The sequence below is a fragment of the Nonomuraea coxensis DSM 45129 genome, from assembly GCF_019397265.1.
GTDB lineage: Bacteria > Actinomycetota > Actinomycetes > Streptosporangiales > Streptosporangiaceae > Nonomuraea > Nonomuraea coxensis.
The window spans coordinates 1,450,951-1,467,335 of the sequence record NZ_CP068985.1 but is presented as its reverse complement, the minus strand read 5'-3'; the positions used below and the strand labels follow the sequence as shown (position 1 = coordinate 1,467,335).

The following is a 16,385-nucleotide window of genomic DNA, read 5'->3' as shown; positions in this document are numbered from 1 at the left end:
CTTTTTGCTGTGTCCGTCCACCGCCGTGGTCCAGATGCCGGCGGCCTCCCCCGACGCCCGGCGGGCGTGCTCGGTGAACGCCGCCGGCACCACGGGCCAGGACAGCCCGTGGTCTCGCGCTGACTGGAGCACCGTCCGCCCGCCGTCGCCCTGCCACGGGTAGATCTCGTGGGCCGGCTTCCCCTTGCTCTCTCAAGCCCTCTGAACCAGGCGAGGCGTCAACCCCGATCGACTTCGAAGAGCCCAGGTCACTCGTCGGCCAGGCAAAGCGTCAGTTCGTTGCTGCTCTCGCCGCCTCTTGCCATGAACTGCGTATACCTGCTGGTCGCCGAAGGGAAAGCGCTGCAGTTCTGGATGCCTTCGAGCCGCCCCACAACCCGGTAGGCCGCCCCGGGCTCATCACAGCTCACGCGGGCCAGGTTTCTTCTCGGGCTCCATCAAATCTCCCTGCACGCGGAGTCCGTCTTATGGCTCCGAAGACTTCGACCAGTCCAGCTAGTAGTCGCTGCCACCATAATCACTGCCGGAATCACTGCCGGAATCACTGCCAGAACCACTGCTGGAATAGCTGCCGGAGCTGTGAGAGCCCCCGCTTGAATAGCTGCTGTACCCACCCTTGGGAGAGTGGTCGTGCCCACCGCCGATACTTCCTGCCGGTTCCGCGGCAGCCTGATCGTCATGCTCGTCATCGGAGCTGAGAAGGTCTCCGGGATCGTCGCGCGGCTCCTCACCGGAGAAACCACCGAGGTGCCATTCGACAGATCCGTCGGCATTTCTTTCGGACGGCTCGGCAGGCAGGCGGGCCAGAACCATGCCGGCTATGTCGAGGATGCTTTGGAGGACATCGTCAAGGGCGGCGACCGGATCCCCTGACGAAGCTCGCACTTCCAGGCCGCCGGCTTCCCGGATGTGGATGTTCTCGACCCGACGGCGACGCAGTTCCTCCTCGACGCGACGGTGATGCGATTGCAGTTCGGCATATGCCGCGGGGTCCCATTTGATCTGCACGATCCCCGCTTTTCGCAGGTCTCGTAAACACGAGTCGAGACGCCAGATATCCAGCGGCTGCGCAGACGGGTCGGTCGCCCATGCGGGCAGACCGGTACGCGGTTCTCCCTCGGGTTCCGGCAGCGGGATGCTCAGCGGACCAGTGTCGAGGTGGACGATCACGCAGTCGTCTCTCACCACGAAGCGCCATACCTTTCGCGCGAACTCTGCTCTGAGCGCCTCGTCCTCGTCCTTTCTCCACCGCTCCCTGATGGACCGCCGTTCCTCCTGCCGGCGTCGTTCGTCCTGCTGCCGGCGTCGTTCGTCCTCTTGCCGGCGTCGCTTCTGCTCCGCCTCCCGGTCTCTCAGCAGCCGGCGCTCTTCCTTGAACCGACGCCGGATCTCATCATGTATCGGGTGATAGGTCGCGATTGCCGTACGGATCCGTGCGACCGTACGCCGCCGATGCTTCCAGAACCACACTCCGGCCAGCGATTTCCCTAACGGGAAGGAAGCCAGCCACCCCAGACGGGCCCTTAACGCCTCGTGCTCGTTCCGGGCCGCGGTGATCGCCTCCTGGCAGTCGCGCATGGCGTCCCGCCACGAAATGCGCTCAGCCTCGTTTCCCGGCACCCAATCGACTTCGGCGCCGTTGGGGTTGTCGACAACGTCGCTACCGGCGAAACCGGCGAAACCGGCGAAAAAGACGCGCTCGTTCCCCGTAGCCGGCCCCATGGGCACAGCGACGATCTCGACGCTGATCCATCTGACCATGGCGATCTCCGTATCCCTGGGCCGTCCCAGCCCCGCCAACCGGGCGGAGAAGGATCAGCGTCCTGATCGACTCGGCGGCGACGCCTGTGGGCGGGCTCTCGCGGCGAATTCCCCGAGATTGATCGGGACATCAGAACAGCGCGCCGCAGCTTGGTCTCCGCCACCGCCCTCTGGGTCACCTCTTCATCAGACCTGCCCGTTCAGGACAAGGCGAGATCGCCCTTTTCCGTGAGGATAGAGCGGTCCGGTATAGGCGCGGTATATCAGCCGCGCTGCGGCCGAGAACTCACCGATGACGAACGCGACCCCCGCCATGCAGGCCACGGCGCTGTGGTGATGCTCGGCCGTTGAGGCGCGTGCTTGGTGTGGTGCCGGGTCCTGCAGTCTCACGGAGTCCCGCCCATCGCTCAGCTCCGCCGAGTTCTGGCGGCGTTCCGGAGGTCGGCGACAGGCGCGCCCGGCTCCACCAGCGCCCCGACGCCCCGACGCCCCTGCCAACCGCGCCCGGCACCGCCCAGAATCGTGGCCGGCCTCCGCAACCTGGCCCGCCGGGGTGAGCGTAAATTCACCCACATCACGGACGATTCTGTTTAAATCCTCATCCGAACCGGATTGCTGTTACTCGAACTCCTCTCAACCGGACCACGATGGAGATGACCATGCCGTGGTGGGGCTCAGGCCGTAGGATCACGATCCTGGCGAGCGCGGTGACGGTCGTCGCGATACTGGCCGGGTGCTCCGCCGGTGACGGCATCGCGCGGCCACCGGCGAGCGCGTCGCCACCGTCGGCGCCGGCGGCGTCCACAGCCGCCTCCGGGGCGCCCGCCCCGCTGGCGACGCTGCGGGCCGGCGGCGACGGGGACGGGTCCGGCACGGGCCGGATCGACGTGGTCGCGCTGGAACGCACGACCCCCGACACGGTCACCGCGCGGCTGCGGATCAGCGCCGAGCGGGGCGAGGTCGATCTGGGCCAGTTCCGTCCGCCGGCGATCGCCGGCACCGTGGCCTACAACTACACCGCTTCCTCGGCGGGATTCTTCCTCCTCGACGAGCCGCGGTTGTCGCTGTACTTCGCGATGAAGCGCGATGCGGAGAAGACGGGGGCGGCCTGCCTGTGCACCCAGCTGTCGGGGAAGCTGACGGTGACCTCCGAGCCCGCTCAGGTCTGGATCGTCTACCGGGTGCCCGTGGAGACCGCCAGCGTCGCGGTGGGCCTGATGTCCGTCGGTGTCACGGCCCCCTTGCCGATCGGGCCGCGCGGGCAGGCCGCCGCGCCTGACGAGCCCGGCCCCGCCGCCGTCGCCGCGGCCTTCCCCAACACCCGAGGTCTGGCGACCAGCCTCAGCGGCGCCGCCGAGAAGGTCGCCGAGACCACCGACAAGGTGGAGATCGCCCTCGACACCGACGTGCTGTTCGACTTCGACAAGGCGAGCCTGACCTCCAAGGCGCAGGCCACGCTGCGCAGTACGGCCGAACGGATCCGCCGCCAGGCCGCCGGAACGGTGCGGATCGTCGGGCACACCGACGACGTCGGCGACGACACGTACAACATGAGGCTTTCGCGCCGCCGCGCCCAGGCGGTGGAGCAGGCGCTCCGCGCCTCGGGAGCCGGCCGGGACCTGACCTTCCAGGTCGAGGGCAGGGGCGAGCGCGAGCCGAAGGAGCAGGGAAGCTCGGAGGCGGCACGCGCCGTCAACCGCCGGGTCGAGGTGAGCTATCCGCGGCCGGTCGCCGCCGCGCCGGCCACCCCGGCCGTTCCGCGGCCGGAGGAGAGCCCGTCCGTGCCTGCCACCACCGGGGCGACGGCCGCCGGGCTGCGCAGTATGGAGGGCGTCACCGCCGACCTGGTGGAACTGCGCCGGCTGAGCCCCACCACCCTGATCGCCACGTTCGACTTCCGCAACGAAGGCTCGCGCGAGATCGCCATGCGGGACGGGGCGATGGACCGGGACGCCCAGAGGTCCAGTGGCACCGCCCACATCGCGGCCTTCGAGTTCTTCTGGCTCTCGCTGGCCGACGCCGCCGGCAACCGCTACTACGTGCTGCGCACGTCCGGGAGGCCCGTCCACCACTGCCTGTGCAGCGAACTCGACAAGCTGCCGCCCGGCGGGCGGGTCAGGACGTTCGCCCTGATGACCTCGCCGCCGCCGGACGTGCGGACGGTGGACGTCGGGCTGTTCGCCTTCGAGCCGATGCGCGGCGTCCCGATCGCCTGAGGCGTCAGGCGAAGTAGACGCCGATACGGCTGCCGTTGATGTCGCGTACGTCGATGTCCAGGTCGTAGACCGCGTGGAGCAGCTCCGGCGTCATCATCTCCGTCGTGGTCCCCTGCGCGATCACCGCGCCGTCCCGCATGGCCACGATGGTGTCCGAATGGCACGAGGCGAAGTTGATGTCGTGCACGACCATGACCACGGTCTTGCCGTAGTCCTCGGCCATCCGCCGCAACCGCCGCATCATGTGCACCGCGTGCCGCATGTCGAGGTTGTTCAGCGGTTCGTCCAGCAGGACGTAGTCGGTGTCCTGGCAGAGCACCATGGCCACGTACGCCCGCTGCCGCTGACCGCCCGAGAGCTGGTCGAGCTGCCGGTCGGCCAGGTCGCCCAGCTCGAAGTAGGCGATGGCCTCGTCGACGTGCGCGTGGTCGGCCGTGGTGAGCCGGCCGCCCGAGTGCGGGAAGCGCCCGAAGGCGACCAGTTCGCGCACGGTCAGCCGTACGGACAGGTGGTTGTCCTGCCGGAGCACGGCCAGCCGCCGCGCCAGCCGGTCGCCGGGCGTGGTGGCGACATCCATGCCGTCCACGGTGACCACGCCCTCGTCGGCGGGCAGCAACCGGCTGATGATGGAGAGGAGCGTCGACTTGCCCGCGCCGTTCGCGCCGATGATGGAGGTCACGCCCCCGCGCGGGATGGTCAGCGACACCCGGTCGACGACCACGTTGTCGCCGTACCTCTTGGTGACGTCCTTGATCTCTATCACCGTCGTGACTCCCGGATGAGCAGGGCGATGAAGTACGCACCGCCGACGAAGTTGATGATCACGCTGAGCGCGGTGTTCATGGCGAGCAGCCGCTCCAGCACGAGCTGCCCGCCGGCCAGCACGATCACCGAGAGCAGCGCCGCGGCGGTCAGGACGGTCCGGTGGCGGAACGTTCCGGTCAGCTGCCTGGCCAGGTTGGCGACCAGCAGGCCGAGGAAGGTGATGGGGCCCACCAGCGCGGTGGACACCGACACGAGCACGGCGACGATCACCAGCGCCTGGTTGACCACCGAGGCATGGTGCACGCCCAGGTTGAGAGCGTGGTCGCGTCCGAGGGCGACGACGTCGAGCCGGCCGGTCAGCCGTACGGTCCAGGCGGCCATGCCGGCGACGAGCAGCGCGGAGAGCGCGAGCAGGTCCGGGTCGACCTGGTTGAAGCTGGCGAACAGGCTGTCCTGCAGCACCACGAAGTCGTTCGGGTTGATCAGCCGGGCGGCCAGCGACGACAGGCTGCCGAACAGCGTGCCGAAGACGACGCCGGCGAGCACCAGGACGTACAGGTCACGTCCGCGGCGGCCGAACAGCCACCGGTACAGACCGCCGGCGAAGATCACCATCACCGTGACCTGGCCGGCGAACAGCAGCCGGGGATCGGCCGTGCTGAGCGCCAGCGCGCCGAACAGGAACACGATCAGCGTCTGGACCAGCACGAACAGCTGGTCGAACCCCATGATGCCGGGCGTCAGGATGCGGTTGCCCGTCACGGTCTGGAACAGCACGCTGGAGCAGGCCACCGCGACTCCCACCACCGTCATCGTGGCGATCTTGCGGAACCTGACGCCCAGGGCGTACTCCCAGTTGCCGGTGAGCCCGATCAGGACGAAGCCGGCCACCACGGCGACGGCGAGCAGCGCGAGCACGGCGAGCCGCCGCCCCTGGCCGCGGCGCGTGGCCGCCAGCGCGGCCTCCGTCAGGACCGGGGCCGTCATCGCAGGCCCATCCGCTTGCCGCCGCCCAGCAGCAGCGCGAGGAAGGCGGCGGCGCCCACGACGCCCAGCACCGTGGAGACCGGGATCTCGTACGGGAATCTGATGATCCGCCCGGCGATGTCGCACAGCAGCACGAACAGCGCCCCGGTGAGCGCGGTCGCCGGCAGCGCGTGCCGCAGGTTGTCGCCGAGCGCCAGCGTGACGAGGTTGGGCACGATGAGGCTGACGAACGGCACCTCCCCGACGGTGACCACGACGACGGCGGTGATGGCGGCGGCGAGCACCAGCCCCGTGTTGACGACGCGGTCGTAGCGCACGCCGAGGTTGACGGCGAAGCCGCGCCCCAGGCCGGCGACGGTGAACCGGTCGGCGTACAGGTAGCCGAGCACGGTCACCGCGCCGGCGATCCACAGCAGCTCGTAGCGTCCGCGCAGCACGCCGGAGAAGTCGCCCGCGGTCCAGGCACCGAGGCTCTGCAGGAGGTCGGCCCGGTAGGCGACGAACGTGGTGGCGGCGCCGACGACCCCGCCGAACATGATGCCGGCGAGCGGCACCAGGATCATGTCGCGGAAGGTCAGGCGGCGCAGGATCGCCATGAAGAAGAACGTGCCGAGCAGCGCGAACGCCACCGCCGTCACCATCTTGACGATGACGGCCTCGCCGCCGGCGAACAGGGTGGCCACCAGCACGCCGAACGTGGCCGACTCGGTGGTGCCGGCGGTCGACGGGGAGACGAAGCGGTTGCCGGTGAGGTGCATCATCACCAGACCGGCCACGCTCATCGCGGTGCCGGCGAGCAGGATGGCGAGCAGCCGCGGCAGCCGGGACTCGACGAGGGTCCGCACCTCCTCCGGCCGTCCGGCGAGCAGGCCGGCCGGAGTGAGGTCGCTGACGCCCACGAAGAGCGATCCGGCGGCCAGGACGGCGAGCAGCGCCGTCCCGGCCACCAGGTGCCACGCGCGCAGCCGGCCGGACAAGGGTCGGCGCGTCACGACAGGCTGTCGCCGACTGCCTTCACCATGCCGTCGACCGAGGACAGGGCGGCCGGGGCGAGGTACCAGGTGAAGGGGTCGAGGTACACGATCTTGCCGTTCTTGGCGGCCTTGGTCCCGTTGACCAGCGCGTTGTCCAGCACCTGCTTGGCCGCCGCGCCGTTCTCCCCGATGGCCGAGTCGCGGTCGACGACGTAGAGCAGGTCGGGGTCGGTCTTGGCGATGAACTCGGCCGAGACGGCCTGGCCGTGGGTGTCGGTGGAAAGTCCTTCGGCGGCCGGCTTCACACCCAGCGTGTCGTGGATGACGCCGAACCGGCCGCCCGCCCCGTGCGCGCTGATCTTGCCGCCGGTGGTGAGCACGATCAGGCCGGTACGGTCACCCGCCTTGGCCTTGACGCCGGCCGCCGCCGTGTCGATGGCGTCGAGGCGCCGCTCGACCTCCGTCTGCTTGCCGAAGATCGTGCCCAGGGCTTCGGTACGCTCGCGGAAACTGGCCAGGAACTTGGTGTTGTCCACGCTCAGGTCCACCGTGGGAGCGATCTTGGACAGCTCGGGATAGGCGGCGGACGAGCGGCCGGCCACCACGATGAGGTCGGGCTCCAGCGAGTTGACCTTCTCGTAGTCCGGTTCGAACAGCGAGCCGACCTTGGTGTAGCCGTCGCCGGCGTACTTGGCGAGCTTGTCCGGCAGGTTCTCGGCCACCGGAACTCCGGCGACGGGGACCCCGAGCTCGTCCAGGGTGGTGAGCACGCCGAGGTCGAAGACGACGACCTTCTCCGGCGTGGCAGGGATCGTGGTGCTGCCCTGGGCGTGCGTGACGGTCACTGCGCTCCCGGAGCCACCGGCCGCGGCGGCGGCACTCGGTCCGGCCTCACCGCCACAGGCGGCGAGCGTCAGCACGGCTGGGACAAGGAGCACGCCCAGCAAACGGGACTTAAAGGTACGAGGGCGCATGGAATCTCCCAAAACGACAGTTAGGTCAGGCTAACCTAACTCATCGTTGAAGCCGCCCCCGAACCGCCCCCTCAGTTCCGCGGAAGGGGTACGCGTAGTTTGCGAGCCGTGGTCACCGCGATCGTCGCGGAGAGCGCGCCGAGCATCCCGCCCAGCACGAAGAAGACCACGAACCAGGCGAGCGACGTCGGCACGACCGACCGCTGCACCGCCGCCACCTCCAGCGCATGGAGCCCGAGGGGGAACCCGCCGCCGAGAAAGCCACCCAGCATGGCCGACTTGGCGACCAACGCGCAGACGGTGGACGGCGACCCGATGAGGAAGAACAGCGGCGTGAAGACCATCTGCGGCGCGTACCCCAGCGAGGCGGCGAGAACGGCCCAGATACCCGCGAACAACGCCTAGGTCGTCACCCAGACCAGTATCGTTCCGGCCACCCGCGCGGCGATCCGCCCTGCTCGCGAGGCCCTCGCCGCGCCAGGCGCGACATCAGGAGCGGCGGGAGACCTGGCGGCCTTCTCTCGCTCCACGGTTTTCCGGGACACCCAGACCGTGCTGATGATCCCGAATATCCCCAAGAAGGTGCTGACGATCACTCCGATGCCCTGCCATCGGGGATCTCCCCGATCGCCCAGCGCTCCCCCAGCGGCCAGTGCCACAACTCCCTCCCTACCCTGCAACCCTGCGAACGCGTACGCCGGCTCGCCGCCGTTGAGCGCCGATCCCGCGCCCTGCAGGGTCTCGACGACCACCGTCACCGATACCCGCGTTCGAGCGCCAGCCGGCAGGGACGGCGAACGACAGGCCCATGGAGGACGCCCAGATGCGACCGAGGTCCTGCGGCGTGAGCGCCTGCGGAAGCTCACTCTCGCCGCCGTCGTACGGCCCAAGCAGGTCCTGCTCGACCAACTGCTGGAACCCGTCTCTGACCTCGAACAACGTGACCGGCACAAGTCCTGCGGCACGTCCGCCGAATGTCGCGCCTCACTCACCGGCAGAGACTACCCCTCAGACCCGTTTCGGCATCGCTTTCCGTAATTTCTCTGTTACTCTGCAGCACCAGGACGCCGAGAGGTAGGGCCGCGAGCACTCAAGGCGGCACGCCCATGCGCGGTGGCGGCGTGGCGGATCACCGGGTTCTCCAGATGGGCGGGCGCGCTCGCTCGGCAATGCCCTCCTGCACCGTGATGGCCTTCCTCCCCGCTACAGACCGCCGACTTGCCAGGAGGTACAGTTATGACTGTACACAGGGACTCGTGTCCGGATTGTGGACGCACGTACTACGAGCGGGGACCGGCGAAGATGATCGAAGCGGCCAGGACCACCCGGGGAGAGTGCAGGGCGGATGCCTTCCTCACGCAGTTAGAGCAGTCGCGGTCCCGTAAGGACGTTGTCCGTCTCGCGGAGATCCTTGTGCGGTTCGAGCGGTACGCCCTGACAGGCTCACTCGCCGTCCCCCGGGAGTTGAATGATCTACGCGGTGGCATCCGCGAGATCAAAGCCGGTGATGTCCGGTTGCCGTTCTTCGACGTACCCCGGTCCAACGCCGGAGCAATCCGGCTAACCAGCGGGTTCCTCAAGAAGTCTTGGCGAACGCCACGCAGACACATCGATGAAGCGATCTGGGTCAGAAGGGAGGATCTAACGTCATGAGTCTCTACGAGCGGTTCGCTGCCACGGCTCGCGGCGCCAGAGCGCTCGCTGCCGCCCGCCTGCGCCAAGAGGTCCTCGGCGCCCTGCATCAGGCGCAGAAACTCAGCGGGCTCTCACAAAGCGAAATCGCCCAGACTCTGGGGGTGCGTCGTTCCGCCGCGAACCAGGTGTTCCGGGGCGACGGGAACCTCCGCGTCAACACCATGGCTGACTACCTGCACGCAATGGGATTTGAACTCGATATCAGGCTGGTACGAGCAGGTGAACCTCGTAGGGCAGCCCTGGAACGCCGTGAGGTCAAGCCCGTCTTGCCCGACTGGCGTGTGCAGCCCTCTCCGCCCACGTCCACCGGTGTGCCCATCGATGGTGAAATTCGTCAGCCGCCCGTGCCGCCGGCGCCTCTCCGGACGGCGAATCAACAGGAATATGGCCTGGCGGCGTTCTCGGCCTCGACGTCGAGCCCGATCGTCGGGATACAGATAGTGGGGCGGTGAACGGTGCAGGCATTCCTTGTGCTGTGCGATGCGGCCAACGCCGACGCTGCCACCGGCAAGCTGAACCTGCTCGGCGCCGGATGGTCGCTCACGGGTCCCGCCGTTCCGATGTCGGCGGTCGCAGGCTTCATACGTCTACCGTGGGATGAGGCACACGGCGAGGATCTGAGCTTCTTGCTTCAGATCGTCGACAATTCGGGTGAGCCTGTACGTCCTTTCACCGACAACAACGAGCCGTTCCGGATCGGAGGAAAATTCACACTCCCCGATCCGGAGCAGGCTGAAGAGGCAGCGAAGACGGTGCCACTGAACATCAGCTTCGCCTTCCCGCTCCCACCGTTGCCGCTGATGCCGGGGTGTACGTACCGGTGGATTCTGGAAGCCCAGGACAAGGAGGTGGCCTCGGTGGCTTTCACCGTTCGCACGGATCCGTCGGCGGGGTGAGCGGATTCGGCGCGGCGATCTCCGCCGCTGCCGGCAGATTCAGCCTGATCAGGATGTGTGGGGCAGGTCTTCCAGGCACTCGGGCCGTGAACCCCTGGGTGTCGAGAGCCCACGTGGCTGATGATCGGCGCTCACTCAGTCTTCCTTGTCGCGTTCCTCGCCGTCCCCGCGGCGACGGAGCGCTCGTTCGGCAATCCCGCTGGAGAGCCTGCCAGTTGCTGATCTGGCCCGGTCGAGGGTCTCGTTGCCAAGGCGCCTGGCGACCTCGACGCCGTCTGCTCCCGTCTCCAGCGCTTTGTCCCTCACCTCCGCGGCCGCGTCCACCCATCGTCTCGCCTCCAACGGGCGGCGACTGCGTTCGATCCCGAGCCTCCCGTGGAAGTCAACGACGGCGATCGCGACATGGTTGCTCGAATGCACCAGAGCCCGGGACGTGGTCGGATGCAGCAGTACCTTCGTGTTGGCCGTGCCGGCCGCCGCATCCATGCGGGCCATCAGACGCTCGGTGCTCCGTGAGATGAGTTCCAGCCGATTCTGCCGGGCAGCCCGAAGTGCGATGCGATGCCGGTCCAACTCCTCCGGAGAGGCGTCCAGCACCCGGTCGAGTTCGAGCACGGCGATCGCGTCCTGCAGTTGGAAACAGCGAGCCAGAACGGCGAGCCACTCCTGAACCCTGGACTCCGCTTCCTTGGACGTCTTGGCGAGCTGACCGATCTTGGTCTTGTGCTCCATCTTCTCCGCGAGTGCGTCGAGTTGACGCAACGCGTACGCCTGCGTCCGTGCGATCGTCATCGACGTGGCCTGCACCTTCGACCACGTGACCTCTGAGACCCGGCCCACCTGCTCTCGGATGGTCATGGCCTCCTCGATCACGAGGTCCACTCCGATCATGTCCGCGACCACCGCGTCTTTCTGGGCGCGGAGCACGTCGTCAACCTTCTCGTCGATCGTGGCGAGATAGTCGGTGATCTCGTCCATGGCCTGTTGCATCGCGACCTGCGCCATGATTCCCGCGGCACCGGCCAGAATCGCCGGGTTGGTCAGAAACGATCTGGATCCCTTGGCGAATTCGACGAATCCCTCTCAGGGAGCTCGGCCAAGGGGCCGCCGCGTTCGAAGGTCCAGGCCGCGGGACGGGTCAGCGGCGGCGGGAGGCGCAGTTCACGCAGGTCTTGCTGGCCGGGAGGATCTTGAGGCGCTCGATGGGGATGCGTTGCCCGCATCTCGCGCAGGTCCCGTAGGTGCCGTCGCGTAGCCGCTCGGAAGCGAGGTCCAGTTCGGCGAGGTGTGTCAGGGCCTGGTCGAGGAGGGCCTGGACGTGGGCCCGCTCGAACGCTGTGGACGTGCCCTCGGGGTCGTGCTCGTCGTCGGAGGCGGTCAGTGCCGACGAGGTGACGATCTCGTCCCGGTCGCGGCCCAGCAGGGCGATACGGTCCGTGGTTCTGCGGCGGTCGGCGTCGAGCAGTTCTCGTAGGGTCGCCTGCTCGGAGGGGGAAAGCGCGGCGTCCCGATGGTGTCCGGTCATCACGGCTCCTCACTTTCCCCACCAGCCTATTCGCCGCAGCCCGGCCGCCGGGTCACGGCCAGCGCACCTCCGGGGTGCGTTCCACGAACCGCGCGTACTGCTCGAACGCCCGCTCGACCTCGGCCCGGTCGCTTCCGTGGAGCGGTGCGAGCGGCTGCACGGCGATCCGTACCCCGCTCTTCGTGAAGGTGCGTTTCCAGGTGGCCACGACCCGGCCGGCGCGTACCACGGTGGACTGGAAGATGCCGTTGCCACCGGGGATGATGGCCGCCTTGTGCTCGTCGGCGACCATGAGCGAGCGGTCCTTGTAACCCAGCAGGTATTCGTCGAACCCCGGCAGCACGAGCACCTCGTCGTCGCCGACCGGAGGAGGGGCGGTGTCGAGGAGCGCGGCGTCGAGGTAGGTCTCCACCCCTTGGACGGTCACCCGGGCCAGCGCGTCGCCGGCCACGGCGATGCCGCGTTTGGCGTCGGCCGCGGTCAGGCCGGTCCAGCCCGCGAAGTCCTGCCGGGTGGCCGGCCCGCGGCCACGGAAGTAGCGCAGGGCGATGGTGCCCAGCGCCTCGTCGCGCTCCGGCCGGTGCGGGTCGGGGACCCACTCGTCGAGCAGCACGAAGCTCTGCTCGTTGCCGATGTTGGGGGCGATGCACAGCAGGCCCCGCTGGCTGGCGTACCACAGCAGGTGGTAGCCGCGCTGGCCACCGGTGTCGATGCCCTTGTCGGCCAGCACGGTGAGGCACTCCGACCGGGTCAGCCGCCCGCCACCGGCCAGCGCCGCGCCCAGCACCTCCATGGCCTGGACGGCGGTCTCCTCGGCGAGGCCGAGTTGTTCGCGCCGCCTCGCCGCGCCGTTCAGCACCCGGACGCCCATCAGTTCGACCATCCAGCGGGCGTCGCGGGACGGGACGAAATGGATGGTGCCCCGCATCGGCCACGTGCGCAGCGCCTCACGCCGCTCCAGCGCGGCCGTGACGTCGGCCTCGGTGTGTCCGGCCAGTCGCGCGCCGAACGACCACAGGCCGCTGGCCAGGTCTTGCGCCTGCATCGCCCCGAGCCAGGTCACCACCTCGGCCACGCCCGTCGCCGGGCCGCGCGACGCTCGCAGGAGCAGGCTGGACATACGCAGGCCGAGCACCTGCTGGGGGGTGAGTTCCACCGGTCAACCGTATCCTCCGCCACCGACAATCCGGCGACGTGATCAGGTTGCGCGCTCTGACTCCCGCGACAGGTCCCAGCCCGATCCGCCCCGGCGGGTGCAGGAGGTCGAACGGCGAAAGCGCAGGTTGACGGCGGGAAATGGGGGCAAGCGGGTTGCATCCGTGGGGGAGGCGTCGCGCTCTCCGCCGCATCGATCGAAGGGACGCGAGACGTGGACCACCTGGGCCGGACGACCTGGATCATCGCCGAGGGCTACATCCCGCCGGAGAGCACCGGTGAGGGCAGGGCCTTCACCAGTCACGAGACCGCCTGCATCCTCAACACGGGGCCGGCTCCGGCGTACGCTGCACCAGCGCTTCAACGACCTGCGGGAGCCCGAGCCCGTCCCGAAGGGCAGCGACTACGCGAGCGTGATCGTGAGCGACGTTCCCATCGTGGTGCAGCACACCCGGCTCGACTCCCGCCAGCCCGCGCTGGCGCTGCTGTCGACCATCGCCTTCCCGGCCGGGGCCGCGGCTCCCGTCACCTGAGCCGCTCGCCCTGGGCATCGCCGGCGGAGCGGTCCTTCCTGGGGCAGGGCGGTCATGCCGGGCCCTGCCGGTCGGAGGAGCAGCAGTCGTCGGCGCAGGCCGGCCCGGAGGGGGCGGGAACGGCGCAGCAGGCGTCCCCGCGCCAGGCTTCACGGCCTTCCTTGACCGCCACGGCGGCGATCACCAGGGCGGCGATCGGGTCGGCCCAGGCCCAGCCGAACAGGCTGTTGAGCGCCAGCCCCGCCAGCAGCACGCCGGACAGGTACGTGCACAGCAGGGTCTGCTTGGAGTCGGCCACGGCGGAGGCGGAGCCGAGCTCTCGTCCGGCGTGGCGTTGCGCCCACGACAGGAACGGCATGATCATCAGGCTGAGTGCGGCCAGGACCAGCCCGGGGGTGGAGTGCTCGGCCTCGCCGGCGCCGAGCAGCGCGCGGACGGCGCCGGCGGTGACGTAGGCGGCCAGCGCGAAGAACGAGATCGCGATGACGCGCAGCGCGGCCTTCTCCCGCTTCTCGTGGTCGGCGGCGGAGAACTGCCAGGCCACGGCGGCGGCGGAGGCGACCTCGACGACGGAGTCGAGGCCGAACCCGATGAGGGCGGCGGAGGAGGCGGCGGCGCCGGCGGTGATGGCGACGGCCGCCTCGATCACGTTGTAGGTGATGGTCGCCGCGACCAGCAGGCGGATCCGGCGCCGCAGCGCCGTGCGCCGGGCCGGGGAGGGGCCGAGGCCGGGCAGGTCGATCGCGCTCATGCCACCACTGCGCTGGGGGCGGGGCGGAGCGTGACCGGGTGGCCGGTGGCGGCCAGGAGCTGTTCGGCGGAGGCGAGCAGGTCCATCAGCTCGGGCCGGGTCAGGCTGTAGAAGGACTGGCGGCCTTCGGCCCGGTAGTCGACCAGGTCGCAGTCGCGCAGGCAGGCCAGGTGCTTGGAGACGGTGGACTGGGCCAGGCCGAGCTCCGCGACGAGGTCCACCACGCGGGCCTCGCCGCGGGCCAGGCGCTGCACGATGCGCAGCCGGTTCTCGTCGGACAGGGAGTGGAACAGCGCGGCCGCCGGGGGGACGCCGGCGGCGATGTCGGCGCTGACGCAGGGGCCGGCTTCACTTTCAATCGCCATAGGGCGATGATAGCCCGATGACGGAATGCTGTCAGGGGGTGCCGGCCTCCTGGAGGCTCCGGGCGAAGTGGCCCCGGCAGTGCGGACAGCAGAAACCGTAGGTGCGGCCGTCGCGTTCCAGCATGACCGCCTCCCCGATCGGCACGGTCGCCCCGCACACCGGGTCGACGACCGTCCCCTCCGGCGCGGGCTCCCGCGGCCCGGTCTTGGCCTGTTCGATGAGCCGGAGCAGGTCCGGCGAGCGGTGCACCCGGCCGCGCAGGCCGTAGCCGCCCTCCGGGACGGTGACGACGTTGACCATGACGTGCGGCTCCGGGCCCTGCTCGGCCTCGGTCAGCTCGGCCGTGATGCGCGTCACCAGGTGATCGCTCAGTTCCTTGCCCCACATGCCGGCGATCACGTTCACGACGTATCGGGCATCCCCCGCCGCCGGCCTCCCGCCCGCGACCCAGACCTCCTCCTCGCGCACCACCACGTCGGTGAGCGAGTCGAGAAGGTCGATCACGCCGGGATCGGCCGCGGCGATGTCGTCGTGCCCGCCGGCCGACAGCAGCCGGCGTCCGGTCAGCCGCTCGGCGAGAGCCTGGCGTCGCCGCATGTCGAACCGACCCTTCGGCACGACGATCTCGATGAACAACATCCTCCTACGCCCCTTTCGCGAGGTTCCGTCCTGGCCCCTCATCGTCTCGGGCCAGGCTCCTCACGTCGTCGGCCCAGGGAAGCGCCTTTCGGCTACCACCGCAGGAGTAGGCGGTCGGACGCGAGGCCCCCGAGTTGACGGAGTTTCGTTCGCGAATGGCGACATGGATCCATTAATTCGATGATCGCCCCGTTTCGGCCACGTCGATACGAGCATTAACGGGCGCTTGCTCCACCCCTGGATGGGCCAGGATATACGTGATACAAGTCGAAGGGAATTGCCCTGAACCGACAGAGCAGAATGTCCAGATGATGGCAACTTCACGAGCCGCGGGCGCGTCACCGCGAGGACATGGCGGGCGGATTTCTGTCACCCTGCGCATCCTGCTGAAGATATCCGTACCCACAACGTTGGGATTTTTTGCCAACTTGGTAGCGAACACCGTCTCCGACGGGCAGAGACTGGCGTCGGTGCCCGGTCGTCTGGGCTGGTGGAATCTCCTGCTACCCATAGGGGTTGCCTTGCTCATCTTCGACCTCATGAACGACATGTTGACGCGCCGGGCGGCCGCGACCGCAGAGCGCAACGCCCATCTGGAGTCCTTGCAACGCCTCAGGGAGAACAACAGGCAGATAATCTCGTCGTTGTTGCAGATGGTGGGCAGGAGCCCGCGCCGGGGGAATGTCAACATCCACCTCTTCTACGCCGGCAGCCTGGACGGCCGGACGGTGCTCCGCAAAGATCGCCTCGTGTATTACGAATGCGAGGACCTTCCGCAGAATTTCTCCCTCGACGTGGCCTATCCCGACACGGACGAGCTGGTCATCTGCGACTCCTACCGGAGCGACGAGATTCTGTACGAAGAGCTGCCCGTGACGCATCCGGAGCGATACAACGCGAGGATCAGGAACAAGGTCGATCCGCAGATCACATGGGTCCTGGCGCTGCCGATGCATCGCGAGGACGCCGCGCCGGCGGGCGTCCTCTGCGCGTTCGGCAACAAGAGGGTGCTGACGGACGCCACGACCCGCCGGACGTTCCAGAGCCTGGCGGTGGGCGTGACGGACGTCATCGTCCGGCTCAAGGCACTGGAGCTGGAAGAAGAGACGAGAGTGACCGAGCGTGCGTGAGGTACATCCCAGCAGACA

General features: G+C 68.7%; 19 protein-coding genes and 1 pseudogene. 6 read left to right on the top strand and 14 right to left on the bottom strand.

Annotation, left to right across the window (positions count from 1 at the left end; translation table 11 throughout):
• Positions 1 to 248: 248 nt before the first annotated feature.
• Positions 249 to 374 carry a hypothetical protein gene (locus tag Nocox_RS44105; RefSeq protein WP_425517784.1) on the bottom strand — a complete coding sequence of 42 codons (126 nt, stop codon included), beginning with the start codon at positions 372 to 374 and terminating at the stop codon, positions 249 to 251.
• Between the two features lie 121 nt (positions 375 to 495).
• Complete coding sequence (locus tag Nocox_RS07215; protein ID WP_157383178.1) at positions 496 to 1,761, bottom strand: hypothetical protein; 1,266 nt, start codon at positions 1,759 to 1,761, stop codon at positions 496 to 498.
• Positions 1,762 to 2,420: 659 nt separating this feature from the next.
• Here Nocox_RS07215 and Nocox_RS07210 point away from each other — a divergent pair.
• The gene (locus tag Nocox_RS07210; protein WP_157383179.1) at positions 2,421 to 3,977 is read left to right on the top strand and encodes an OmpA family protein; all 1,557 of its coding nucleotides are present in this window, start codon (positions 2,421 to 2,423) and stop codon (positions 3,975 to 3,977) included.
• Between the two features lie 4 nt (positions 3,978 to 3,981).
• Here the strand turns inward: Nocox_RS07210 and Nocox_RS07205 are convergent, their stop codons facing one another.
• The 6 genes from Nocox_RS07205 to Nocox_RS07180 all read right to left on the bottom strand — a co-directional run bounded on the left by Nocox_RS07205 (position 3,982) and on the right by Nocox_RS07180 (position 8,435).
• Positions 3,982 to 4,740: an iron ABC transporter ATP-binding protein gene (locus Nocox_RS07205; protein ID WP_020544475.1), complete on the bottom strand. Its 759-nt coding sequence runs from the start codon at positions 4,738 to 4,740 to the stop codon at positions 3,982 to 3,984.
• Positions 4,737 to 5,729, bottom strand: coding sequence for an iron chelate uptake ABC transporter family permease subunit (locus tag Nocox_RS07200; RefSeq protein ID WP_020544476.1), 993 nt, complete (start codon positions 5,727 to 5,729; stop codon positions 4,737 to 4,739). The genes Nocox_RS07205 and Nocox_RS07200 overlap by 4 nt, the downstream gene beginning before the upstream one ends.
• On the bottom strand, positions 5,726 to 6,721 hold the full coding sequence (locus tag Nocox_RS07195; RefSeq protein WP_157383180.1) for an ABC transporter permease: 996 nt from the start codon (positions 6,719 to 6,721) through the stop codon (positions 5,726 to 5,728). Before Nocox_RS07195 ends, Nocox_RS07200 begins: the two co-directional genes overlap by 4 nt.
• A complete protein-coding gene (locus Nocox_RS07190) occupies positions 6,718 to 7,548 on the bottom strand; it encodes a siderophore ABC transporter substrate-binding protein (protein WP_020544478.1) in 831 nt (276 codons plus the stop codon). Before Nocox_RS07190 ends, Nocox_RS07195 begins: the two co-directional genes overlap by 4 nt.
• Before the next feature lie 200 nt (positions 7,549 to 7,748).
• Positions 7,749 to 8,075, bottom strand: coding sequence for a hypothetical protein (locus Nocox_RS07185; RefSeq protein WP_020544479.1), 327 nt, complete (start codon positions 8,073 to 8,075; stop codon positions 7,749 to 7,751).
• A gap of 3 nt (positions 8,076 to 8,078) precedes the next feature.
• Entirely contained in the window at positions 8,079 to 8,435 is a 357-nt protein-coding gene (locus Nocox_RS07180; protein ID WP_020544480.1) for a hypothetical protein, read from the bottom strand.
• A 544-nt stretch (positions 8,436 to 8,979) separates the two neighbouring features.
• Between Nocox_RS07180 and Nocox_RS07175 the strand changes: the two genes are divergently transcribed.
• The 3 genes from Nocox_RS07175 to Nocox_RS07165 are packed head-to-tail and all read left to right on the top strand — an operon-like array spanning position 8,980 to position 10,268.
• Positions 8,980 to 9,330, top strand: coding sequence for a hypothetical protein (locus Nocox_RS07175; protein WP_020544481.1), 351 nt, complete (start codon positions 8,980 to 8,982; stop codon positions 9,328 to 9,330).
• Positions 9,327 to 9,824 (top strand): helix-turn-helix domain-containing protein, encoded by a 498-nt coding sequence (locus Nocox_RS07170; protein ID WP_020544482.1) that lies wholly within the window; start codon positions 9,327 to 9,329, stop codon positions 9,822 to 9,824. Before Nocox_RS07175 ends, Nocox_RS07170 begins: the two co-directional genes overlap by 4 nt.
• Before the next feature lie 3 nt (positions 9,825 to 9,827).
• On the top strand, positions 9,828 to 10,268 hold the full coding sequence (locus Nocox_RS07165) for a DUF6941 family protein (RefSeq protein ID WP_020544483.1): 441 nt from the start codon (positions 9,828 to 9,830) through the stop codon (positions 10,266 to 10,268).
• Positions 10,269 to 10,403: 135 nt separating this feature from the next.
• On the opposite strand, the gene Nocox_RS07160 is transcribed toward Nocox_RS07165, so the two are convergent.
• From Nocox_RS07160 to Nocox_RS07150, 3 genes are all read right to left on the bottom strand, one after another.
• Entirely contained in the window at positions 10,404 to 11,273 is an 870-nt protein-coding gene (locus Nocox_RS07160) for a hypothetical protein (RefSeq protein ID WP_020544484.1), read from the bottom strand.
• A 133-nt stretch (positions 11,274 to 11,406) separates the two neighbouring features.
• Positions 11,407 to 11,793, bottom strand: a complete 387-nt coding sequence (locus Nocox_RS07155) for a TraR/DksA family transcriptional regulator (RefSeq protein WP_020544485.1) — start codon at positions 11,791 to 11,793, stop codon at positions 11,407 to 11,409.
• 52 nt (positions 11,794 to 11,845) lie between these two features.
• Complete coding sequence (locus tag Nocox_RS07150; RefSeq protein ID WP_020544486.1) at positions 11,846 to 12,949, bottom strand: winged helix DNA-binding domain-containing protein; 1,104 nt, start codon at positions 12,947 to 12,949, stop codon at positions 11,846 to 11,848.
• Positions 12,950 to 13,162: 213 nt separating this feature from the next.
• Between Nocox_RS07150 and Nocox_RS07145 the strand changes: the two are divergent.
• A pseudogene (locus tag Nocox_RS07145) lies at positions 13,163 to 13,481 on the top strand (sensory rhodopsin transducer).
• Between the two features lie 52 nt (positions 13,482 to 13,533).
• Here the strand turns inward: Nocox_RS07145 and Nocox_RS07140 are convergent.
• Genes Nocox_RS07140 through Nocox_RS07130 form a run of 3 tightly spaced genes read right to left on the bottom strand, consistent with a single transcriptional unit; the run spans position 13,534 to position 15,237 of the window.
• Positions 13,534 to 14,232: a cation efflux transmembrane domain-containing protein gene (locus Nocox_RS07140; RefSeq protein ID WP_020544488.1), complete on the bottom strand. Its 699-nt coding sequence runs from the start codon at positions 14,230 to 14,232 to the stop codon at positions 13,534 to 13,536.
• Positions 14,229 to 14,597: an ArsR/SmtB family transcription factor gene (locus tag Nocox_RS07135; protein WP_020544489.1), complete on the bottom strand. Its 369-nt coding sequence runs from the start codon at positions 14,595 to 14,597 to the stop codon at positions 14,229 to 14,231. The genes Nocox_RS07140 and Nocox_RS07135 overlap by 4 nt, the downstream gene beginning before the upstream one ends.
• Positions 14,598 to 14,628: 31 nt before the next feature.
• On the bottom strand, positions 14,629 to 15,237 hold the full coding sequence (locus Nocox_RS07130; protein WP_020544490.1) for a YHS domain-containing protein: 609 nt from the start codon (positions 15,235 to 15,237) through the stop codon (positions 14,629 to 14,631).
• Positions 15,238 to 15,545: 308 nt separating this feature from the next.
• Between Nocox_RS07130 and Nocox_RS07125 the strand changes: the two genes are divergently transcribed.
• The gene (locus Nocox_RS07125; RefSeq protein ID WP_157383181.1) at positions 15,546 to 16,367 is read left to right on the top strand and encodes a hypothetical protein; all 822 of its coding nucleotides are present in this window, start codon (positions 15,546 to 15,548) and stop codon (positions 16,365 to 16,367) included.
• Positions 16,368 to 16,385: the final 18 nt, after the last annotated feature.